The 23,974-nt window shown below is 48.2% G+C and carries 16 protein-coding genes; 10 read left to right on the forward strand and 6 right to left on the reverse strand.

The features are described 5' to 3' along the window. Positions 1-140: 140 nt before the first annotated feature. From ACYVAM_RS17770 to argB, 5 genes are all read left to right on the forward strand, one after another. Positions 141-1,277 carry an aspartate aminotransferase family protein gene (locus ACYVAM_RS17770; protein WP_461069366.1) on the forward strand — a complete coding sequence of 379 codons (1,137 nt, stop codon included), beginning with the start codon at positions 141-143 and terminating at the stop codon, positions 1,275-1,277. 71 nt (positions 1,278-1,348) lie between these two features. Continuing rightward, complete coding sequence (locus ACYVAM_RS17775; protein ID WP_461069368.1) at positions 1,349-1,663, forward strand: DUF433 domain-containing protein; 315 nt, start codon at positions 1,349-1,351, stop codon at positions 1,661-1,663. Between the two features lie 87 nt (positions 1,664-1,750). Beyond that, a complete protein-coding gene (locus ACYVAM_RS17780; RefSeq protein WP_461069639.1) occupies positions 1,751-1,834 on the forward strand; it encodes a DUF5615 family PIN-like protein in 84 nt (27 codons plus the stop codon). Positions 1,835-2,061: 227 nt separating this feature from the next. Beyond that, positions 2,062-3,021, forward strand: coding sequence for an N-acetylornithine carbamoyltransferase (locus ACYVAM_RS17785; protein WP_461069370.1), 960 nt, complete (start codon positions 2,062-2,064; stop codon positions 3,019-3,021). After that, entirely contained in the window at positions 3,014-3,796 is a 783-nt protein-coding gene (gene argB / locus ACYVAM_RS17790; RefSeq protein ID WP_461069372.1) for an acetylglutamate kinase, read from the forward strand. Before ACYVAM_RS17785 ends, argB begins: the two co-directional genes overlap by 8 nt. A 55-nt stretch (positions 3,797-3,851) precedes the next feature. On the opposite strand, the gene ACYVAM_RS17795 is transcribed toward argB, so the two are convergent. Together ACYVAM_RS17795 and ACYVAM_RS17800 are read right to left on the reverse strand one after the other, a co-directional pair. Then, the gene (locus ACYVAM_RS17795; protein ID WP_461069374.1) at positions 3,852-4,397 is read right to left on the reverse strand and encodes a C40 family peptidase; all 546 of its coding nucleotides are present in this window, start codon (positions 4,395-4,397) and stop codon (positions 3,852-3,854) included. Between the two features lie 608 nt (positions 4,398-5,005). Beyond that, positions 5,006-5,440 carry a cytochrome B gene (locus tag ACYVAM_RS17800; protein WP_461069376.1) on the reverse strand — a complete coding sequence of 145 codons (435 nt, stop codon included), beginning with the start codon at positions 5,438-5,440 and terminating at the stop codon, positions 5,006-5,008. Positions 5,441-5,530: 90 nt separating this feature from the next. Between ACYVAM_RS17800 and ACYVAM_RS17805 the strand changes: the two genes are divergently transcribed. Continuing rightward, a complete protein-coding gene (locus tag ACYVAM_RS17805) occupies positions 5,531-5,833 on the forward strand; it encodes a DUF4286 family protein (protein WP_461069378.1) in 303 nt (100 codons plus the stop codon). Positions 5,834-5,985: 152 nt separating this feature from the next. Here the strand turns inward: ACYVAM_RS17805 and ACYVAM_RS17810 are convergent, their stop codons facing one another. Next, positions 5,986-8,400: an efflux RND transporter permease subunit gene (locus ACYVAM_RS17810; RefSeq protein WP_461069380.1), complete on the reverse strand. Its 2,415-nt coding sequence runs from the start codon at positions 8,398-8,400 to the stop codon at positions 5,986-5,988. 365 nt (positions 8,401-8,765) lie between these two features. Here ACYVAM_RS17810 and ACYVAM_RS17815 point away from each other — a divergent pair, with 365 nt between their 5' ends. Beyond that, the gene (locus ACYVAM_RS17815; protein WP_461069382.1) at positions 8,766-11,132 is read left to right on the forward strand and encodes a glycosyltransferase family 4 protein; all 2,367 of its coding nucleotides are present in this window, start codon (positions 8,766-8,768) and stop codon (positions 11,130-11,132) included. Between the two features lie 133 nt (positions 11,133-11,265). Next, a complete protein-coding gene (locus ACYVAM_RS17820; protein WP_461069384.1) occupies positions 11,266-12,750 on the forward strand; it encodes a glycoside hydrolase family 130 protein in 1,485 nt (494 codons plus the stop codon). 91 nt (positions 12,751-12,841) lie between these two features. On the opposite strand, the gene ACYVAM_RS17825 is transcribed toward ACYVAM_RS17820, so the two are convergent. The 3 genes from ACYVAM_RS17825 to ACYVAM_RS17835 are packed head-to-tail and all read right to left on the reverse strand — an operon-like array spanning position 12,842 to position 18,204. Further along, positions 12,842-13,360 (reverse strand): DUF1735 domain-containing protein, encoded by a 519-nt coding sequence (locus ACYVAM_RS17825; RefSeq protein WP_461069386.1) that lies wholly within the window; start codon positions 13,358-13,360, stop codon positions 12,842-12,844. 26 nt (positions 13,361-13,386) lie between these two features. Further along, entirely contained in the window at positions 13,387-14,892 is a 1,506-nt protein-coding gene (locus ACYVAM_RS17830) for a SusD/RagB family nutrient-binding outer membrane lipoprotein (protein WP_461069388.1), read from the reverse strand. Between the two features lie 21 nt (positions 14,893-14,913). Then, entirely contained in the window at positions 14,914-18,204 is a 3,291-nt protein-coding gene (locus ACYVAM_RS17835) for a SusC/RagA family TonB-linked outer membrane protein (RefSeq protein ID WP_461069390.1), read from the reverse strand. A gap of 658 nt (positions 18,205-18,862) precedes the next feature. On the opposite strand from ACYVAM_RS17835, the gene ACYVAM_RS17840 reads away from it, so the two are divergent. Next, positions 18,863-22,117 carry a SusC/RagA family TonB-linked outer membrane protein gene (locus ACYVAM_RS17840; RefSeq protein ID WP_461069392.1) on the forward strand — a complete coding sequence of 1,085 codons (3,255 nt, stop codon included), beginning with the start codon at positions 18,863-18,865 and terminating at the stop codon, positions 22,115-22,117. 21 nt (positions 22,118-22,138) lie between these two features. Continuing rightward, the gene (locus ACYVAM_RS17845; protein WP_461069394.1) at positions 22,139-23,683 is read left to right on the forward strand and encodes a SusD/RagB family nutrient-binding outer membrane lipoprotein; all 1,545 of its coding nucleotides are present in this window, start codon (positions 22,139-22,141) and stop codon (positions 23,681-23,683) included. The last annotated feature ends 291 nt before the right edge of the window (positions 23,684-23,974 follow it).

Here is a 23,974-nt window from a genome sequence, read left to right on the forward strand (position 1 = left end):
CAGGCAATGAAGGGAAGCTGAATCAGCTTCCTTTTTCTGTTTTAGCCCCTTTATTCCCCTGATTATCCGTAAACTTGCACCTCATTTATAGGAAAGTACCAGAAAGGCCAACTTTCCGGCACGCTTAGATTAACAAGGAAATGGCAGAACTTTTTAACGTTTATCCGCTCTACGATATTGAACCCACCACTGCAAAGGGTAGCTACCTCTGGGATGCCGATGGGACACGTTACCTCGATCTATATGGTGGGCATGCGGTAATTTCAGTTGGACATACGCATCCGCGCTACGTGAAGGCCCTGACTGATCAGTTGAACAAGATTTCGTTCTACTCCAATTCCGTCCGGATACCGCAACAGCAGGAGTTGGCCGATAAATTGGGTGCTCTGTCGGATCACCCTGATTATGCGTTGTTTTTGTGTAACTCCGGGGCCGAAGCCAACGAAAACGCGCTGAAACTGGCGTCTTTTCACAATGGGCGGACGAAGGTTGTTGCCTTTACGAAATCGTTTCATGGCCGTACAGCCGGCGCCGTTGCGGTAACCGACAATCCGGCTATTGTTGCCCCCATAAATTACAATCAGCACGTTACGTTCCTTCCCTATAACGATTCTGAAGCAGCTTTGGCCGGTATTACAACGGATACCTGTGCTGTCATTATTGAAGGTATTCAGGGAGTAGGGGGCATACAGGTCGCTACCGACGATTTTTTACAGACGCTTCGCAAACGGTGTGATGAAACGGGTACTATCCTTATTCTGGATGGTGTGCAATGTGGATATGGCCGATCCGGTAAGTTTTTCTCGCACCAGTTCAGTGGTATCGAAGCTGATATTATTTCGATGGCCAAAGGCATGGGCAATGGCTTTCCCATTGGCGGCATTCTTATCTCACCCAAATTTAAGGCCAGCTACGGCCTGCTGGGAACAACCTTCGGCGGAAATCACCTGGCGTGTACAGCGGCTGTTGCCGTACTGGACATCATGAAAGACGAAGGGCTGATGGAAAACGCAACGCGGATGGGTACCTATTTTATGGATGGCATTCGGCAGATTGGCGGCTATAAGGAGTTGCGTGGCCGGGGGCTGATGATTGGAATCGAATATGATTTTCCCGTGGATGCGCTTCGTAAAACGTTGTTGTTCGAGCATAAACAATTTACGGGTGTAGCGGGTAAAACCATTATTCGTCTGCTGCCGTCGCTGGCTATTGGCGTCGATGAAGCCGATCAATTCCTGGAAGCTTTACGGTTGTGCCTGAAAACAGAGGCTGTTTGAACGGCAACGGGGTTTTTACCAACTCTGGAATAAAAAGCTAAAGACAAAAGCCGTTCAACCAACTTTTTCATTTGGAAGTAAGTCTGCTGAACGTAGAAAGTTACTGTTCGGTTATCTTTGTTAAAACACTGTTGGCTATGAGTTGGCAAGACTATATTCATTCAAACGAAAGTATCCTTTCAGGAAAGCCTGTGACCAAGGGTACCCAACTTTCGGTGGAATTTTTATTGAAACGTGTTGCCGACGGATGGTCAGAGCAGGATTTACTAGATAATTATCCGCGCCTGACGAAAGAAGCTATGCAAGCGGTTTTTGCCTACGTTCATGCGACGATGAAAGATAATCTGATCTTTTTTCCAACTGGAAATCTGCGTCAGGCATCATGATATTTTTGGCCGCCGAAAACTTTCCGGTTACCTGTTTCCGCATTTTACTCGGAATCAGGTTATGATATAAAGCATGTAGCGTTTGACATGCCCGGTATAGCAGATAGCGACGTAACCGATTTTGCTATTAAAGAGAATCACATCATTCTCACGTTCGATGAAGACTATTGAACGTTGATTTTTAAGTTTGGTTACCGGCCGCCAGGTGTTGTTTATTTCCGTTTGCAAAACATAACGGCCGATGAACCCGCCTGCTTGATAATAAACTTAGTAAAAGAAGGGTACATGCTTGAACGAATGCACACCGTAGTAGAAAATGATAAGATACGCCAGCGCCGTATCCAGTAGTTTAGTTGCTTTTTTTCATACTGGGTAAGTGAGTTACCTAACGAGTATAAATGACCAATTTTCTCTCCCTCGCCGACGTCACCAGCATCGACGCCCTGATTCAATCCGGCCTTGCTGCCAAAGCCAATCCGTTTGCCGATCAACTGCTTGGCAAAAACAAAACTATTGGCCTGATCTTCTTTAACTCCAGCCTTCGTACCCGGCTAAGCACCCAGAAGGCCGCCCAAAATCTCGGTATGAACGTCATGACCATGAACGTGGGGCAGGATAGCTGGGGGCTGGAAATGGAAGAAGGTGTACTCATGAATGGCGATAAAGCCGAACATGTTCGGGAAGCGGCTGCGGTTATGGGTCGCTATTGCGACATCATTGGCATCCGCGCCTTCGCCGAGCTCAAAGACCGCGACAAAGATTACCGGGAGCAGGTCATGCACCAATTCGCGACCTACGCTGGTGTCCCCATCGTTAATCTCGAATCCGCCACCCGCCATCCATTGCAATCGCTGGCGGACTGCATTACGATTGAAGAAGCCCGGCGCACCGACCGCCCCAAAGTGGTGCTGACCTGGCTACCGCATTTCAAACCGTTACCGCAGGCGGTTGCCAATTCGTTTTGCGAGTGGATGAATGCCCGCGCCCAGGCCGGTAAGATCGAGTTCGTTGTAACACACCCGGCTGGCTACGAATTAGCGCCCGAGTTCGTTGGGAATGCCCGCGTCACGCACAACCAGAGCGAAGCCTTTGCCGGTGCTGATTTTATTTACGGGAAAAACTGGTCGTCCTACACGCACTATGGGCAGGTGCTGACGCAAGACCCATCCTGGGCCGTCACGATGGACGACATGAACCTGACGGACAATGGAAAATTCATGCACTGCCTCCCCGTTCGCCGTAACTTAAAAGTATCCGATGCTGTGCTCGACAGCCCTCAGTCGCTAGTGATTGAGCAGGCGGCCAACCGCGAATGGTCGGCGCAGGCGGTATTAAAAGAAATTCTAAAAAATGGATAACCTGACGGTAATAAAAATTGGCGGTAATGTCATTGACGATCCGGCGGCTTTAAAACGATTTTTAACAGCTTTCGCTGGTTTGCCAGGCGCTAAATTGCTGATTCACGGGGGGGGCAAAGTGGCTACCCAGATGGCTGAAAAGCTGGGTATTCAAACCACGATGGTAGAAGGCCGTCGCATTACCGATCAGCCTATGCTCGATGTGGTCACCATGGTTTATGGTGGCCTGGTCAACAAGCAAATCGTGGCGAAGCTTCAGGCGCTCGACGTGAATGCAATTGGCATGACCGGTGCCGATGCCGGAACGGTGCTTGCCAAAAAACGACCCGTGAAAGACATTGACTATGGCATGGTCGGTGACATAGAGGAAGTGGACTCCGGGCAAATTCAGTTCTTCCTTCGCCAGGATTTAACGCCGGTTTTTGCGCCTATAACGTATTCCCGTTCGGGTGATCTGCTCAATACAAATGCGGATACGATGGCGTCGGCCATTGCCGTCGATATGTGTCGCCATAATCGCGTAACCTTGATCTATTGTTTTGAGAAAAAAGGCGTTCTGAGTAACCCGGACGATGACAACAGCGTTATTGACGTGCTCACTCCTGAACTGTACGCCGAAAACAAAGCCGCCGGAACGATCAACAAGGGCATGATCCCGAAGTTGGACAATGCTTTTAAAGCGCTGGACAATGGCGTATCGAACGTGATTATCTGCCATGCCGATGAATTGGCAACCGCGGTGCGGCAAGGGGCTGGAACAACCTTGAAAAAGTAAAGCGGCCAGAAAGCCGCTTTACAATGTGTAGATAAAAAGGAGACTTTAAGCTGGTTTATTTTTCTGCCAGTAGATGAACGACGCGCCGGACGCCCATAAATCGATGCTGGTAATAACTCGCATTGAGGTAATCGTACCGAACGCCCCCGTTCCAGGCCGAGTGAATGAATTTGATTCGATCACCGATTACTTCCGTAATCAGGCCGACATGGCCAATCCGATTGCCGCCTGAACTGTGGCCTTTAAACAGAATCAGATCACCGGGTTGAGCCGATTCTTTGTCGATCGCAGCTCCTACATTGCCCTGAGCAGCACTGGAGTGAGGAAGCGAAATGCCAAACTTGTTAAAGCAGAAGCGAGTGAAGCCAGAACAGTCGAAGCCCCGGGTCGTTGTGCCACCGGAGCGGTAACGAATAGAGAGATGTTCTTTTGCGTAGTTGATGACGTTTTTTACGAGCGGAATCTGATCGTAAAAACTTACTTCGTTTGACGTTACGGTGGATACGTCAGTCAGTTTATCAGTTACGGTAGATACGGTTTGTGCTTGAACGATGCCAAACGAGACAGTACAAAATACTGCCAGGAGCATTTTTCTCATCATAGAATTGAGGTCAAATCCACGTTACGTACTATAAAAGTACCGAATCGCCTGCTATCTACCTACCCGTTGAGGAAATTTTTCCCCACGGCTCATGGAATTTTGTCGTGCCAATATTCTAAATCGCTGACCGTAAACTAATTGGAGAACCAAATTTTCAGATTATTTTTCTGTTAACGTGAATAATGAGGTTAAGTGTGGGGTGGCTTCCTTAACCTTAGGGCGCCTACACTTCTTTTTTTCTTACAGAAAAGCCCTGTCATGGGCGACCTGTTACTAGAAAAGCGAGAGTGAGCTTTTATATAAAGCACCGTAGGTGCGACCCAGATCGACAAGAGTAGGTCGCATCTACGGCGCTTCAGACCAGACATAAGCTAAACAACTATTGACAGGCCATCCCTAGCGGGATTAGCCAAACTGTTATTCACCTTATAGTACGTTTGAACTGGTAGTACGTTTGAACTGGTTTGAAAAATAGTCAAAAAGGCAGTTATGTTAACTGCCTTGAATCACCCGTTTTCACTTGTCAAACCAATAAAAAAGTGACGTCCGTAACGATACTGGTTATCGTTACGGACGTCAATGGAATCGATCAATACGGAATAGGCCGTTTAAAACCAGTTTGCGCCAATGATGCGAAATGGCCAGGGGATGGATGCCAGAATGAGCAGAAGACCTATGCCGTAAAAAATACCAATCAGGCGTTGCTTGGTGATGGCATCGGTAGCCCGTTTGGAGCGGGAATAGCCAATGGTGATCAGAATAATGGCGATCAGCATACCGGCCGTGTGTTCCACCGTGTAGAAACGATAAAGCTTTTCGCTGATCAGTGAAAAATTAACTTTTGGGCTGATGAAGAACAGAGCCAGCCCCAGCAGAAGCTGTGTATGCACCGCAATCAGGGTAAATAAATATAATTTACGGTTACCATCGGTGTAACCACTGCGTCCCTGCCATTTGCCAATAGCGACAACAACGGCTGCCAGCAGCAGAACAAGGGCTATCCAGCGAAGCCCCGAGTGGGCGTGTACTAATCCAGAATACATGAGTAGAGAGATTTATCGAGCAAATTTAGTTCTTTGGCAAAGAAACAACCAAATGACCAACTTACACCGAAAATTGGTTGTTTACCATCTATGATTCTTTACAATACAACGTATAGCGTTGCCGATGAGGTAGCGTCTGACTGGCTTCGCTGGATGAAACGCTTCTTTTTGCCAGCCGTGATGGCAACCGAACTGCCCGTAAGCCATAAAATTCTGCGGTTGTTGACCGAGCTGGACAATGGCGGCACAACGTACTCTGTTCAACTCGATTTTAGTAGCATGGCCGATTATGCGGCTTACCAGCAGTATCATGCCGATGCCCTGCGTGAACGGATTCAGCATCGCTTTGGCAATCAGTTTATATCCTTCGATACGCTACTTGAAGAAGCTTAAGTTGAGTAATGAATTGACGCTCTTTAGGAGTTCGTTTTGCCGAGTAAGACTATTTAGCTTCTTTACCCCTAAATCCCCTGAAGAGGACTTTGTCCGCACATGAGCGAAGTTCCCTTCAGGGGATTTAGGGGTAAATCGACAATGAAAATTCATCATTTATCATTCATCATTTTCTTAACCGTTTTCTGATTGCGCTTTTTATCGACAGTTAGCAAAAAGGCCGGGAGCAAAATGAGGTTGGAGGCCATGCCCATGAGCAGGGTGATGGAGACAAGAATACCCAGCGCCACGGTTCCCTGAAAGGTCGAGGCCGCAAAAATGGCGAAGCCCGCAAACAGAATCATGGCTGTATAAAACATGCTGATGCCTGTGTAACGAATCGTCTCGGAAACGGCCCGATCCAAACTCATCTTCTGATTTCGCAGCTCATCCCGGTATTTGGTGATAAAATAAATCGTGCCATCCGACGATATGCCAAAGGCTATACTGAAAATCAGGATCGTCGATGGCTTCAGGTGAATACCGCAAAAGCCCATAATACCCGCCGTAACGAGCAAAGGAACCACACTGGGCAGAATAGCGATCAGACTTAGCCGGACATCGCGCAGTAGAATAATGAGAATGACCGACACCAGCAAAATAGCCATAACCGTACTCTCGGCCAGATTCGTAAGCAGATAATCATTGCCCCGTGTGAACACAACGCTGTTGCCGGTGATGTGGACGTCGTACTGGTCGGCGGCTGCCACACGCTTGCCCGTTGTCCGGTCTATATTGAAAATAGAATCGGCTTTGGGCTGGAGCTCGTTCAGGAGCTGCGTGGTGCGAACCGTACCGACGTCAGGCATCTGGAAGCTAATCCGGGTATACCGAAAGGTGCTGTCCAGATAGGCTTTAAAGGCCAGTCCTCCGCCTGCATTTTTGGCTCCTTTCAACTGAGGTGCATAAGTCGCCAGCTGGCTTAGTTCGAGCGCACCAGGCAATGCGTAATATTTAGGATCGCCACCCCGGTAAGCTTGATAAAAGAACTTGACGGCTTCAACCAGCGAAAGAGGTCGGGTAAACTCAGTGTACTTGCCAAATTCGCGTTCAAGCAGTTTGATTTTAGTGAGGGTCTGGGGTGTTAAAACCCGACCGGCCCGCTTCGCGTCAATACTCACTTCAAAGGGCATAACGCCCTTGAACCGGCTTTCGATGAACTTTAAGTCGGTATAAATCGGGTCGTTTTTGGGCAGGTCGTCCACGACGAACCCAATCGGATTAATTTGCAGGGCGCCAACGATGGAGATAGCTGTTATGATCGCAATGAAGGTATAAATAGCCGTTCGGCGGGTGTGTACCAGCGTATCGACCCAACTCAGAAAGCCGCTCACCTGCCGACGTTCCAGATGGCCGCGCTGCTTGAGCGTCGGTATCGTCAGGTAGCTGAAAATGATAGGAATCAGGATGAGCGATACCACATAGGTCGTCATGATACCCAGCGCAGCTACCAAACCAAACTGCACCAGGAGGGGACTCCCGGTGAAATAGAAAACAAAGAAGCCGATACTGGTGGTGATGTTGGCAAAAAAGGTCGTTTCACCAACCTTCTCGCTGGCAATCGTCAGGGCTTCGTCTTTGCTACGGTTCCGGTTCAGTTCTTCGTGGTATCGATTGAGCAGAAAAATAACATTTGGCACCCCAATGACGATGATTAACGGGGGAATCAGGCCTGTCAGCAGTGTAATGTCATAGCCAAGCAGAACGATGTAGCCCGTTGCCCAGATTACGCCAACACCTACCACCACAAGAGCCGACAGAACGACCGTTAACGAGCGGAAGAAATAGAATAAAATCAGGGCTGTAACCAGAAAAGCCAGTCCCAGAAACAGAAACATTTCTTTACTGACTTTAGCCGTAAACTCGGTGCGGATGTAGGGCATTCCCGACATGTGAACCGTGCCGTCGGATGTGGAAGCAACGGAACTGGTTTTAAGCGTGTGGTTTCTACCGAAGGAATCGGCTACGGCTTCGACCTGCCGAACCAGCGAAATTCGGTTCTTGGTATTAACCACTTTCTGGTCGAAACTAATGGCCATCAGGTGTGCTTTGCCACTGCTGTCGGTCACCAGGTTCCGGTAAAACGGCAGGGCTGCAATCCGCGTTTTCAGACTGTCCAGGCCCAGCTGGGTGGTGAGTGGTTTTGGTACCAGCGACCGAATACGGAACGTGTGGGCCGAATCGTCTCGAATGATATTGTACAGATTCGCATTCGAGACGACGTCTTTGATCCCCTCAATGCGCTTGAGTTTCTGACTCAGGGCATACCAGTCGTTGAAGAACCCAAGCTGGTACATACTGTCGGTTTCAATGGCGAGCACCATCACATTGCCATCCTGCCCAAACCGCGATTTGAACGCTTCGTAATATTGGTAATCGGGATCAGTAACGGGTAAAATCTTGGCCAGTTCGTAAGAGAGCTTGACCCTGCTGGCCTGGTAGCCCATAAAAACGGTGCCGAGTAACACCGCCAGAACAAGTGAAATTCTATTTTTTAGAATAAAAGAAGAGACACTATGCCAAATCATACGTGATCAACGCGAAATAAGTCCGCAAGGTACGTAAAAACAGTGGCCTAACCGGAATACAATTGCCGTTTGACAGGCTGAGTAATCTGTCCGGTCCGGCGGCTACATCCGTAGAATGGTAGGTTGTTCAGATTGCTTACCGTTATTAAGGAGCATCTATTCGCGCGTACCGACTGATCGATAAGATATAGGGCATTTTCAATAGAAAATAGGCTATATTGTAGAATGGTGAAAATAAAATTTGTCAGTTATACCCGAAAGTTAGCTAAGACCATTAAAATCAGTGGTTAGGCCAAACAAAATGGCCAATAAGAGGATTATATTGATAGATTTTACAGTAACAAATTATTCCCACTATCAACAGTATGGCAACTCACACGAACCGACCCGGCATAATTAATTATAAGCATGCTGATCAAACCGAAACGGAGGCATCCACGTGGGGACATAATCCTAAAAATGTAGCGTTTATTGGCGATTATCTCCCTCGTCAATGTGGTATCGCTACCTTCACATCAGACCTCTACCTTTCATACGATTCCTTTATACCTGATTCCAGGGCATTGGTCGTGTCTGTCAACGATACACCGGACGGCTACGATTATCCGGCTGAAGTGCGGTACGATTTTTACCAGCACGATCATAACGCGTATAAAAAAGCGGCTGAGTTTCTGAATTCGAAAGACGTTGATGTCGTTTGTCTGCAACACGAATACGGCATCTATGGGGGGCCAGCTGGTAATTATATTCTGACATTGCTTCGTAACCTGACGATGCCCATCGTGACTACTTTTCATACCATCCTGAAAGATCCCAACGAAGACCAACTGCTGGTGCTGAAAAGCATTGCCGATTTGTCGTCCCGGGTAGTTTGTATGTCAGAGAAGGGTCGCGATTTTTTGATAAATATCTACGAGATACCCGAAGAAAAAATAGACCTTATTCCACATGGCATTCCGGATATGCCGTTTGTAGACCCACACTTTTTTAAGGATAAATTCGGGATGGAAGGCAAACAAACGTTGTTGACGTTTGGTCTGCTATCGCCCAATAAGGGCATTGAAAACGTAATCCGGGCATTGCCGAGGATCGTTGAAAAATACCCCAATGTCGTTTATATGGTGTTGGGAGCTACTCACCCTCATTTGATAAAGCATGAAGGGGAGGCCTACCGGGATAGCCTGAAAAAGCTAGCCAAGGATTGTGGTGTTCGCGATAATGTCCGGTTCTATAATCAGTTCGTCGAACTGGATGGTCTTTTGGAATACCTGGGTGCCGCTGATATATACATTACGCCATACCTGAATCCCGCACAGATTACCTCAGGAACCCTATCGTATGCGTTTGGTTGTGGAAAGGCCGTTGTGTCGACGCCTTACTGGCATGCTGAAGAACTACTGGCCGACGGCCGGGGCGTTCTGGTTCCTTTTGGTGATTCAGATGCGATTGCTACTGAAATTATAGACCTGCTCAGCGATGAATCGAAACGGCATCAGATTCGAAAAAAAGCGTATCTGATGGGTCGTGAAATGATCTGGGAACGCGCCATTCAAGCCTATGCCAACTCGTTCGCTCATGCCCGGCAGGAGCGGATGAGTACGGTCAACAACCAGGCTGTGTATGCGGTTGGTGCGCACAGCAGCCTGGTCTTTAAATTGCCCGTTCTGCGGCTCGATCACCTGTTTCGCTTGACGGATTCGACCGGTATCATACAGCACGCCCGTCATCATTTACCTTTCTATGATGAGGGATATTGCACCGACGACAATGCCCGGGCGCTGATCCTGGCCCTGACACTTCAAAAGGCTGGTCTGGGCGATCAAAAACTGGCCAAAGCAGCCGATAATTATTGTGCGTTCATCAACCATGCGTACACGGATGATCACCGACGTTTTCGGAACTTTATGAGTTACGACCGTCGCTGGCTCGAAGAGTTTGGGTCGGATGACAGTACGGGTCGTACCATTTGGGCGCTGGGTACCTGCATTGGCCGATCGGCCGACCGAAATACGGTTACCTGGGCGATGAGTTTATTCGAAAAAGTTTTGCCGACGGTTGTTTCCATGTCGTCTCCCCGTTCGTGGGCGTTTGCGTTGCTGGGTATTTATGAGTACCAGAAAAAATTTAACGACGACCGGCTGGCCAAAACGATTGAGCGTCAACTGCTCGATAAGCTTACCTTCCGTTACACCGAAACGGCTACCGAAGACTGGCCCTGGTTCGAAAACACACTTTCGTATGACAACGCTGTTCTGGCGCATGTGCTGATTCGATCAAACGACGAGCACCTGGTCGATATCGGTTTAAATTCCTTACGCTGGCTTGTGAGTTTGCAAACATCGCCCCATGGGCAGTTTCAGCCGATCGGCTCAAATGGTTTCTATACCAAAGGGCAATCCCGTGCTTACTTTGATCAGCAACCACTGGAAGCCCAAAGTACGATCTCAGCTTGTCTGGCCGCGTTTGCGGCTACGGGTGATGAGGAATGGCATCGAACAGCTATCCGCATCTTCAAGTGGTTTACGGGCTATAATGACCTGGGTCTGCCGCTCTATGACCAGCAAACGGGCGGTTGCCGTGACGGATTGCACATTGACCGCGTTAACCAGAACCAGGGTGCGGAGTCCACGTTATCTTATTTATTAGCGTTGGCTGAATTATATACTAGTCAAAAGCAACGTTCTGATGTAAAGCCGGTTAACGTAGCGATGCCCGCTATGATGAATGGGTAAGTGAAGAATAAGGATAATAAGTTGGTGGGTGATCTAGTTGTAAAGAGTAAGTGATGTGTAAAGCAGTGTTTACCCTTTATACGGAAATAACTTACTAACGTTCAATTGGTCATTCACTAACGTATTTATATTAATGAGTATAAAAGCCACCCGAACGGGCATTGTTCTCCGGCCAGATCCAACCCGCGTTCTCTTTCGGCCTTTTGATCTGGGTAGCACGACCCGAACCTTGAAGATTGTGGCTCGCGTGGGAAGCATGACCGATGAAGAAGCTGAACAAAAGCTGGACGAAGTAATTCGCGAATTTGGTGGTCGGCATTATAAACTCGAACGCTTTCTTCTGAATCGGTTCGAGCAGATAAAGCCCCACTTGCTCACCGACGAGCCACTTACCGAAGATCGAAAGCTGTTGCTGGGTGCGTATTTCACTATGGAATACTCGCTCGAATCAGCCGCGTTGTTTAACCCATCCATGATCTGGCACCCCGACCAGACCAATGTTCCTCCGGGATACAAGCGCTTTATTTTAAGTCTGCGCGCAACCGGAGAGGGGCACGTTTCGTCTATCTCGTTTCGAATGGGGTACATCGATGAAGCGGGTAAAATCGTTTTGCGGCAACCGTCCAGGTATGTAACTTCTCCGGAAATTGTTCCCAATCATCGATTCAACCGGACGATGTTTGAGCGTAAACTTTATGAATTACGGCTGGAAAACAGCATCCAGGAAAAAATGATGGTGGGGCTGGGTGACGAATTCGGCCTGTCGGAGCTGGAAGCGCAGATCAAGCGCGTCTTGGCGCAATATCGGTACAATGCCGAATACGATACCATTGCCAGTGGCTTACTGGCACTGGCTAAGTCGAATTATGAAATTCACTTCGACGATGACCAAAGCCTCGACGAGCGGTGTATTTTTCCAACATCACCCAACGAGACGAACGGCATTGAAGACGCCCGGTTTGTGCGGTTTACCGATGACGATGGGGAAGTAACCTTTTATGCTACCTATACCGCCTACAATGGCCGCGTTACGTTTCCGCAACTGCTGGAAACGAAGGACTTCACACACTTTAGCGTGAGCACGCTCAACGGGGCCGAAGTGTCCAATAAAGGCATGGCGTTGTTTCCCCGTAAGATTGGAGGTAAGTATGCCATGATCTCGCGGCAGGACGGAGAGAACATCTACCTGATGTATTCCGACGATCTGTATTTCTGGCAGACGAAAGAACTCATTCTCAAACCGACTTATAACTGGGAATACGTGCAATTGGGTAACTGTGGGTCGCCCATCGAAACGGAAGCTGGTTGGCTCGTTTTAAGTCATGGCGTTGGTCCTATGCGTAAATACGCGATCGGTGCGTTTCTGCTCGATCTCAACGATCCCTGCAAAGTTATTGGCCGCACCAGCGAGCCCATCCTGAGCCCCGACGAAAACGAGCGGGAAGGCTACGTGCCCAATGTTGTTTATAGCTGCGGAGGCCTTATCAACAATGGTGAACTGATCATTCCCTATGCCATGGCCGACTATGCCAGTAGCTTTGCCACGGTGAATGTAGCCGAACTGCTGGCCGAACTGACCGGGCAGAACAAGGAAGTCGTCGAGACTCAGTCGGCTTAACTATTTTATGTAGAGTTGTCTACTAAATGAACTAAAAAAGCCTGCCATCACTGGCAGGCTTTTTTGCTTTTCTAAGCGTATTCCAATTCCACTATTTGTAGGGAACCGCGATGATCTCAGTATGATAATTCGCGCTGATGACCACATTGCTGGGCACCGTTGTAATACTGACAGGTATCGCAAATGGACCACCCGTTGCAGGGATCTGATTCGGTTGAATGGTAATGTTGACCGTCCCGATCCGAGTGCCTGATTTTATGGTTACTGTTGGCGTCAACTGAAATGCCGTTGATGGCAGCAGTTGATAAGCTTTCTTGTTAGCCGTATTATAGGCCGTTAGTGCCGCCTGATCGACAGCGACGCTCACCTGCATGTCCTGCGTTGGTGGATTAGGTGAAGCAATGTTGACATCCATCGGGAAAACATAGGCTGTCGTGCTTGTCCTCCTCAGTGAGTCGGTTGTATTAAGAATGCTCCGGTTCGCTACAAATGGAATTTCGGCTACGTAGCCAGCTCCGGCAAAATCGACAAAGTGTTCATCGTCCTTAAGGCACGAAGTCAGACCAACTGCCAAACTCGCGGCCACGATAATACTAAAGAATTTGTTCATGGTTGTGTGCTTGTTTTGGTTAGGCATTACTTCTCCCAGAAGATTTTGGTAGTAAACTGATTAATAGTCCCCTGAGCGCCTACATTGGCTGCATTCGTGCTATATTCCGCTGTAGGATATAGCAAGCGAAGCGGAATTTGTTTGACCGTCGTACTTGGGTCCTGCGAAATCGGGATGGTGGCTGGTAACCCTAAACGCCGGTAATCCGACCAGGCTTCGAAAGGAGCGGTTCCATTTTCCGATGCCCATTTCTGGGTAATGATCGCTTCGATCTTGTTGGTCGAGGCTTCCCAGTTTACATTTGCTACGCCAGCCTGAGAATAATAGGCTGTTGCTTCGGCGGCTGTACGGCCAACATTGATGAACGACTCGCTGATAGCTGCCTGATACAAGGCTTTTGGATCACCCGCAATCCAGCCCCGTTGTGCGGCCTCGGCCTGCATGAACAGGCTTTCGTGTGACTGCAAAATAGGCGAGCTCTGATCAACTTTTTTCAATATACCCTGACCAATATCCGATACCTGGCTGTTTACCAACACATCGGTGGTGCCAAAAAGAGTACCATTGAAGTTGGTCGTCGTGCCCGCTACCGGCCGGTAGTAAGCACTTAAACGAGGATCTTTGGTGCTCTTGTAGAACGAGATCCCGTACAGATTGCCCTTGTACTGGTTATTGAGCGTCGTTGGGTTTCCATTTATGGCGTAGAACGCACCATACAACGGGTTTTGCAGATTTTGTGAGTTCGAGTAACCCGGATTGACCGCTGCGTTTTCACCAGCGCCCAAGAAACCAAAACCGGAGGCTTTGATCGTAGCTAATTGCGTTTGAATAAACGAAGCGCGCTCGGGTTTTTCTGACTGGCGGAGCAACATCCGCAGCTTCAGCGTATTGGCAAACTTGAGCCACTTTTTAATGTCGCCCTGAAACATGATGTCGTTCGTTCCAGGATTCAGCGTGCCGTCTCCTTTTACCAAAAGAGCTGTTGCTGCGTCGATCTGCTTGAACAGGTCGTCATAAATATCCTGCGCTTTGTCGTACGTAGGCAGAATGGTGGTCGTACCCTGCAAGGCCGATGTGTAAGGAACATCGCCATAGGTGTCGACCAGAAGCTGAAAATGCAGCGCTTTCATAATCTTGGCCATACCCTGTAACAGCGGTTGGCCCAGTGTTGCTGCCTGCGTATCGACGTAATTATAGTTTTTCAGGTTGAGGTATGCGCTCGACCAGATACTATTGTTGAATCCCTGGGTAAACTGGTAGTTTTTATCCGAGGTGGCAATCGAATAGTTGCCGCTCCAGTTCCAGTAGCCCATCCACAGGTTCAGGAAATAAAAGTTACCAGCGACCCCACTGGGTCCATTACCCGTAAGGTACCAGCCCGTAGTGGCGAGCGCATCGGGCAGCACCAACTGAGGAGTGGCTGCGGTTACCTGGTTTGGGTTATTATTAACTTCCAGGTAGTCCTTGCAACCCGTCATTACCATCAACAGTCCGGCAAGTATGCCCGCTGTTAGTCGTTTTATATGAATCATCGTTGTTTGCTGAATTAGAGATTAAAATCCAAAGCTGAGCCGGAAGCCATAAAGCCGCGTTGGGGGCGTCTGGTATTCGGTTGTCGTACCGACAGCGTTACTGGTGTCGTTGGCGTTGGTACCACCTGAGAACTCAGGATCGGTGAATACGTTCGTTTTTGGCCGAAGCATAATCAGGTTACGACCTGTCAGGGCAACGTTCAGGGTCTTAATAAATTTGGTGTACCCCAAAATCGACGCTGGAATGTTGTAGCTCAACACCACTTCACGAAGTTTCCAGAAATCGGCGCTCGTCACGTAGCTGGAGGCTGCGTTGTGGTAGCCTGAGTTGGTCCAGAAAACCAGATTACCATCTTTGGTCGTTACGTTCGTATTGGGTGTAATCGTCGTGGTACCATCTGCATTGTTGCCGACCACTACGGAATTTGGGAACACAAAGTTCTGCCGACCGGCGTAAACTGACCGGATACCCGCTCCTGTAAATTCCAGGGCATTACCCAGGGCATTGTAAATAACGGCCCCACCACGGTATTCCACTACGGCCGCCAGCGTCAGGCCTTTGAACTTAAAGGTGTTCGTAAAGCCGAAACGATACTTGGGTTGCGTTGTTCCTGCATATTTGAGGTTCGGGTCGAGAATAGGATAACCGGTTGCATCGACCACGGGGCGACCGGCATACTGTCCGCTCGCGTCGTAGTAAGGCGCTTTGGCGTCCGTCGTCTGGATACGCTGAATATCGCTGACAAACAGAGCGGGGTAAGCATACGTTTTGGCTGCGTACACGTTCGAGGCACCACCCGTCAGAGTTGGCCGGTAGGGGTCAGTTCCGTAGGGTATGTTGATCCGGGGCAGGTCCTGATATAGATCAGTTACTTTACTGGTCAGATACGTAAAGTTCATGTTGACATCCCAGGTGAAACCTCCTGCTTTTACGAGCGGACTAATGGTCCGCAAATCCAGTTCGACGCCCTGGTTTTGCATACTACCCGTGTTGATCAACGCTGTATTGTAGCCCGTTGCCTGTGAAATTTGAATAGGCACCGTCTGGTTCGTGGTGACCGTATTGTAGTAAACTGCTTCGAGGTTGAACCGGTCAAACAAGCCTACTTCCAAACCTACTTCTTTACTGTTCGTAAATTCGGGTTTCAGGTTGGGGTCATTCTGCTGATTGCTTTGCTCAAAACCCGCCTGGCTGCCGAATGGGAAGCCTGTGCCTGGGTTAAACACGTTCTGCAACTGATAAGGTGCTACGTTCACCTGACCCACTTTTGACAAGCCGCCCCGGAGTTTAGCATAGCTAAGTACCCGGTTGTTTTTCAGCGAAGGGATCAATTCAGTCAAGATAACCGACGCATCGACACTTGGGTAGAAGAAGGAGCGGTTGCTGGGCGCTAACAAAGACGTCCAGTCATTACGGCCTGTTGCGTGGATGTACAACGCATCTTTGTAACCCAAGGTCAGGTCACCAAAGGCGCCTAATAGACGGTTTTGGCTGCTGTATTCCGCCAACGTAGCGTTTCCTAACCGGTTAGCCACGTTATATGTACCGGGAACAACAAGGGCGCCGGCGTAGTCGTACGTACTACGCGAATACTCCTGGCGAGTTTGCTGACCCAGAATCAGCCGGGTCGTGAAATCACCGAACTTTGGATTTACCGTAACAAGCAGGTCACCCGTGAAGCGGGTTCTCAATTGGGTAGCATCCTGAACGGTGGCATTCGTATGGCCACCCGCTGAAGACGCTATATTGCCTGCTTCCCAGGGATCGCCCGTAGCGTAGTCGGAGAAGGTAACATCGGCAATATGGGCTTTCAATTGCGAATTGTACATCTGTCCGCCTACCCGGTATAATACGCTTAACCAGTTTGTAAACTTGTACGACGCATCGACTGAACCCTGTAATGTGTATAAGTTGGTGACCTTCCGGGAGTTATCGCCAGTTATCTGCCAGTAGGGATTCGGATAATACGCATTGTAAAATCCATTCACATCGCCATAAGGAGAGGTGATGTCATTGAGCGGATAACTGTTCAGGGGTGCCTGTGGCTGTTGGTTCAGTACGTTCCAGTATACAGGCCGGTTTTGGTTGAAGTCGCCATTCTCCGTGTTTGTATTCTGATACGTGAACTGTACACTCGCATTCGTCGTAAACTTGTCGACTGACCGCCCGCCCCGAATACCGATATTCGTACGTTGGTACTTGTCATTGGGTACAACCCCTTTCTGATCGACACGCTGTAAGCTCAATCCAAAGTAATTCTGGTTATCACCAATGCGGTATGAAATATCATGCTGCTGCGTAACCCCTGTGTTGAAGAAGGCTTTGCGTGGGTCTTTACCAGGTGCTGAATAAGGAATTTTCAGTGTATCGATCCGAACGTTTCCATTAGCATCCCGAATCTGAACGCCATAGCCAAGCGGTTGGATGGAGCCGTCGAACGGGGTGCCAAATTGCTGATTTTCATACGGTACATAGAGACGGGCATAGTTGCGATCATAAAATGGCTGTGCTTCACCACCGTTGGCACCAAACTGGGTTTGCAGACCCGGCATGTACGATATAGTCTCGAACTGCGTATTGTTGGTGTAGGTGATCTGCGGTTTGTTGTTTTTAGTGCCGCGTACAGTGTTCACGATAAGCGCTCCGTTGGAGGCATCGGAACCATAAAGTGCTGCCGCACTGGGTCCTTTCAGAACGGTCGTGTTTTCAATATCATTCGGGTTGATCGACGATAGGAAACTAATGTCTGAAATGACGCCGTCGACAACCAGCAAGGCCTGGTTGTTACCCAAAAAAGAACGGTTACCGCGAAGCGTTAGCCGGACACCCGCACCCACACCATTATTGGTGGTGCTGATCTGAAGGCCAGACACTTTTCCGGTCAACCCGTTGGCCACATTGATGGGGGCTGCCTGTGTAATCTGGGCATTGCTGATACGGGCAATCGACGTGCCTATTTCACGTTCGGTCCGTTGAATACCCAGCGCGGTGACGACCACTTCATTTAACGTCGACGCATCAGGCGTTAAGACAACATTGACCGCACTACGATTCCCAACGGCCACGTCCTGCGGTTTAAATCCAACAAACGAGAATGTTAACGTAACAGTAGGTTCGGCGTTAATTCGGTAGTTACCGTTTGCGTCGGTTGTTGTTCCGCGCGTTGTTCCCTTAACAACGACACTTACACCGGGGAGTCCTGAACCGTCATCTGATGAAGTCACACGACCTGTTACTCCCGCATCCTGAGCCAGCAATGGCAAGCAGAAAAGGAGTGAAAGTAACCAGCTTCCAATTATAATTTTTCTCATAAAACGTAACGGGTATTGTTTAGATTGCTGAGTTAAGAAAAAACAAAATTAATCCTTTTTTATCGAATGGGATGGTAATATACAGGTAAAGTAGCTGATTTTTTTTAGAAAAAGGCAAGGTGACAGGTATTAAGGCCTCTTCGCTAACGTGGCGATAAAAATTGTATTATTGGTGCTTTATACTTAAGTAATGATAACTGTTTACTGAGTAATTCCAAAGCTGTAAAATGGCATTTATTTCGCTGTTTTCTATTCAAACAATATAATATGTGGGTTGTTTGTCTTTTATAAAAATTAGTTCTAGAAATAGGTTTGAGTCGTAGATCGTTTTTATACGTTCAATAAGGCCTATCAACCAAATGTATCAAAATGATGCGTAATCGATGATTATAAACGTGCCTCTTGGGATAGTATAAAGGCAGTAACGGGCAAACATTAAATTGGTGTTAAGAAGATAAACTGCATATACAATCTTTTTTATAGGGATAATATTAGGCTATAGTGTATTCAATTAGAATAATATTTTAATGATTCGGTACTTGGCAGATATTCTTATTCTGTTTTTTGTGTCAGCTTAGGGTATATCTTTAATAGTTTTTTAATAATTTTGCTCTAGGTTTTATACTTAAGTACCACTTCTTAACTTAAACATTGTCGCATGCGTAAATTTCTACTAACACAGCTCTGCCTGTGTTTACTTGCTATTCCATTGTTTGCCCAAAATAGGGCTGTCACTGGAAAGGTAACTTCATCAGAGGATGGCTCGCCACTACCGGGTGTTACTATCCTTGTTAAAGGAACAAGCCAGGGAACCACTACCAATTCAGACGGTACGTTTCAAATCAGTGCCGAAAAAGGAGCTACTTTACAGATTAGCTTTATTGGTTTCGCAACGGAGAGCGTAAAGCTTGACAATCAGACTACCATTAATCTGGCTCTCAAACCAGATGCCTCGCAGCTTCAGGAAATTGTCGTAACGGCTCAGGGTATTCGGAAGAACCAGCGGGAAATCGGGTACGCTATTTCCAAAGTAGACAATGGCGATGTGACCGTTGGCCGGTCTCCTCAACTGGCACAGGCGCTCTCCGGAAAAGTAACCGGTCTGGCCGTCTATAACGTCAACAATAGCGTTGACCCGGCCGTAAAAATCGTTTTGCGTGGGTATCGGTCACTGACGGGTAATAATGAAGCCCTGGTCGTACTCGATGGGATGCAGACAACCTCGACCATTTTGTCGACCATCAACCCCAACGATATTGAAAGTGTGTCCATTCTGAAAGGTGGTCAGGCGGCCACCTTATATGGTTCGTCGGGTATCAACGGTGCCATCATCATCACGACCAAGCGGGGTGCCAAAGGCAAGCTGAAAGTGAATTATTCCAATAGCACGAACTTCGAACAGATCAGCTTCCTGCCTCAGATCCAGGATAAGTATGGCTCGGGCTCGCACTATGCTACGGCGTTCGGAACGGCAGGGTATAAAACAGATTACCTGGCTCGGATGGCCGATAACTGGCGTTCGTACGAAAACCAGCAGTATGGGGATATGTTTGACGGCTCGATGCGGATTCAGGGACGGACGGCCGAGGATGGTAGCCAGCTAATTATTCCGTACTCGGCGGTTAAAGATGCGCGTCGGAAAGCCTTCAACACGGGCGTTTCGGTGAACAACCAGGTCAATTTCCAGGGGGGCGACGAAACGAGTTCGTTCTACATGTCGATTGAAAATCAATCCGTAAACGGCATTGTTCCTAATGACAAGAGTGTTCGGACGGGTACGCGTCTGTCGGCCACGAAGGAATACGGTAAACTAACGGCCAGCTTCAACGCCGGGTATGTACAGGGCGTTTATAACCGTACGTCATCTGACTTTTATAATAACGTACTCAATCAGCCAGCCAACTTACCACTCAATGACCTGCGCGATTGGCGGAATAACCCCTTGGCGAATCCGAATGGTTTCTACAACGACTATTATAACAACCCGTATTTCGAGGCCGACAATGCCCGGTTGAATTATAAGGATGCGAACATAAACGGTAACCTAAGTCTGACACTCAAGGCAACTAACTGGTTATCGGTTACGAACCGGTTGGGCGTAATGAACAATTCTCGGACGGGTAAAAATACGACCGGGAAGTTTACCTATACGGACTGGGCTAAATCCAAATCGTTTATTCCGGCTCCGTTCTTCCGGGATGGTGACGGTACCGGTATTTATCGGGCTATTACAGACATTCCCGGTTCTGTAAATGATTACTCAGGGACAGAAAACGTGATCAATAACGAGTTTCAGGTTCAGTTATCGAAAGACTTAGGTCCGTTGTCAAACCGGTTAATCTTAGGGAATAGTCTGTACCAGCGCACAACCAACAACATGGCTGTCGGCTCAAGCTCGATTGTTGTACCTGACGTATATAACGTATCGAACCGCCAGGGTATCCTGACGGGTGGGCAGATTCTGACACAGGAGCGCCGTCTGGGCTACTATGCCGACCTGACCATGAACTACAAGAATTACCTGATTTTGAACGGTTCGTTCCGCTTCGATCAGACGTCCAAGTTCTACAAACCCAACCGTGATGCCAGTTTCTGGTCATACCCATATTATGGCGTAGCCGCGTCGTTCATTGCCAGCGATGCTTTTCCAAGTATCAAGAGTGAGTTCATGAACTACTTCAAGCTACGGGCCAACTACAACAAAAACGCCAACGATAATATCCCGTTGTATGGCCTGGACCTGACCTATCCGAATGGGACTAGCTTTCCGTATGGTAACACGGTTGGTTTAACAGTAGGCAACACCCTGCCTGATCCCAATTTAAAACCTGAGACGGTTTATTCGTCCGAAATTGGTGCCGAGTTCCAACTGTTGAACAACCGGATCAACGTTGACGTATCAGCTTATACGCAGACGTCAAAAGGTCAGGTAATTACGGTTCGGGTCCCAAATTCGACTGGTTTCCAGAATTTACTGATCAATGTAGGCGAAACCAAGAACTGGGGGTATGAAGCTGAAGTAAAATACCTGATTGCCCGAGGAGGAAAGTTCTCCTGGGATGCCAGCGTTCGTTATTCCTACAACGACAACAGAGTCGTGGACTTGTATCCGGGTATCAACGAGTTTCAGTATGGCTCTGGAAATGGGGTTTCTCCTCTTTCATACGCCAACCTTAACGTAATCAAAGATTCTCGATTCCCGATCCTGAAAACGGATGGCTATCAATATGCACCAGACAACTCAGGTCGTGTACTGGTCAATGCAACGACTGGGTACCCGATCCGTAATACCTCGTTGTTACCTCGTGGTGGTGTATTGCCCCGGCACATTGCTGGCCTGGGTTCCAAAATGGAGTACGGTAACTTCGGCTTTACATTCAATTTCGAGTATCGGGGTGGCAACGTCATGTTCAGCGATCTGGGCCGCCAGATGACCTTTACCGGAACGGGCAAATGGACCGAAGATCGGGCGCCACACATCTATCCGAACTCGGCCTACTTAGGACCGGATGGTACAACGGTAGTGCCTAATACGAGTGTAAACGTTCGGGAGGCTGAGTATTCCCTTTGGGTGGATAACTACCGGTTGATTTCTGAGAACTTCGTTACACCCGCCTGGTTCATCAAACTCAGAGATATTAACCTGTCGTATCGCCTGCCACAAGGCCTGCTGAGTAAGACCAAGATTTTCACCGGAGCCAGCATTGCGTTGTATGGTCGTAATTTGCTGACAATTGTCGATAAGTTGAATTACTATACCGACCCTGAGTTCAGTAGTGTGGGCAATCCATCACCAGGAAGCCAGGCTACAACATCGCCTACCACGACATCAGCGCTGGGGATTGGGATCAACACGACCGGCCAGACCCCGCCCGTTCGCCAGTATGGTGTGAACATCAACCTTACTTTCTAGTAACATCAACATTGACTTGATATGAAATTCAAAACACTAATTATAGCTGCCTTAGTGGCAGTGGGGAGTAGTTGCAATACCAAATCATTTCTGGATATTAATACGAACCCAAACCAGTTGCCAACCTCTTCGCCAAACTATGTATTCACCAATGCGCTGAATACGACGGCGACGAACATAGCCGGCAATACGAATGGGCAAGGCTCAAACGAACTCGGTTTTTACTGGGCTGGCCAGTGGTCGCAGGGGAACGGGTATATCATTACGACTACGCAGTTTGCTTACCAGTTTACCAATGGCGATTTCAATTATTGGGATACCTACTACGATAATCTGGAAGACTATCAGTTCGTGATTAATAACGCCGATGCCAATAGTCAGAAATTCCTGAAAGGACCATCCAAAGTGATGAAAGCCATGCTGTTTCAGCAACTGGTTGATCTGTATGGCAACATTCCTTATACAGATGCACTGAAAGCGGCAGCCGTACTGGCTCCGAAATTCGACGACCAGAAGGCCGTTTATGAGTCGTTGATTACCTTGCTGGATGAAGCGATTGTCGATCTGAAAGCGAATGCGTTTACTGGTAGTTTTGGTACGTCAGACATTGTTTTTAACGGCAATGTTACGAAATGGATTCAATTCGCCAATTCACTAAAAATGCGCATTCTGATTCGCCAGGCCAAAGTCGCGGGCCGGGATGCATATATCAAAACTGAGGTTAACAAAATTGTGACCGAAGGTTCTGGCTTTATTACCGGATCTGATGTTGGCATTGGTGGACCATCGTTCTTCCAGCCAGCAGCCGGTCAGCTAAATCCGGTCTACGACCGTTGGGGTTATGATGCTACGGGTGCCAAACGGGCACTGAATAACTACCCACGGCCAACGCAGTTTCTGGTGAACAGCCTCAAAGCAGCCGGTGATACACTGCGATTAAAGCGGATTGCCTATGCCAACGGGGGAGAAAATGGCAACACACCGGGTGTGAGTACGAAAGCCGAAGTTATGGCGAACTATTCAGGAACACCGTTTGGCGCCAGTTCAGGCTATTTGCCCGCCAACACCGTTTCTTTAGGACCCAGCCTGATCGTAAAGGGCGAATACAACCGGGCTTACCTTATTATGACCGCGTCGGAAATTCAGTTTCTGCTGGCAGAAGCCAAACAACGGTACTCCGATGTTACCCTGCCAAATACCGCGAAAGCTTATTTTGAAGAAGGTATCGTGCAGTCGTTCCGCGTATTGGGTGCTAATGTCGCTGGTGCGGCTGCCTTTAAAGATAGCAAAATCCAGAACTATGACTGGGATGCATCGACCGATAAATTGGCGGCCATTGCCATCCAGAAATGGATTGCCCTGACCAACTTCAGTGGTCTGGAAGCTTGGGCTGAATACCGCCGGACGAATCTGCCGGTTACACCACAGAGTATTCAAGTGCCGGATAACAAACGGCCTACTCGTCTTTTCTATCCGAATACCGAAGGAGGCTCAAACTCAGCAAACGTGACGGCACAGGGTACTATTGATGTATTCGCCACCAAATTGTTCTGGGATGTTGATTAATCAAGGTTACTAAACTAACAGAAAAGGGGAGGTTATCGAATGGATGGCCTCCCTTTTTCTATTTACGTTATACTGAACTTTGGATGTAAAAAAAGCGGGTCGACAATGTCAACCCGCTTTTTGCATTACGCTTTATCCAACTATTAAAATTCGAGTTTCCAGAGATGCTTATATTGTTTACTTTCCTTAAAAACAGGTTGGTAAAATCTTTACGCGTACTCAGTAGTCAGCAACACGAAAGAGCCCAATAAGCAACGGTAATTAAGACGGGAATATAGCAAGTTAACCACT

The organism is Spirosoma horti, assembly GCF_054776595.1.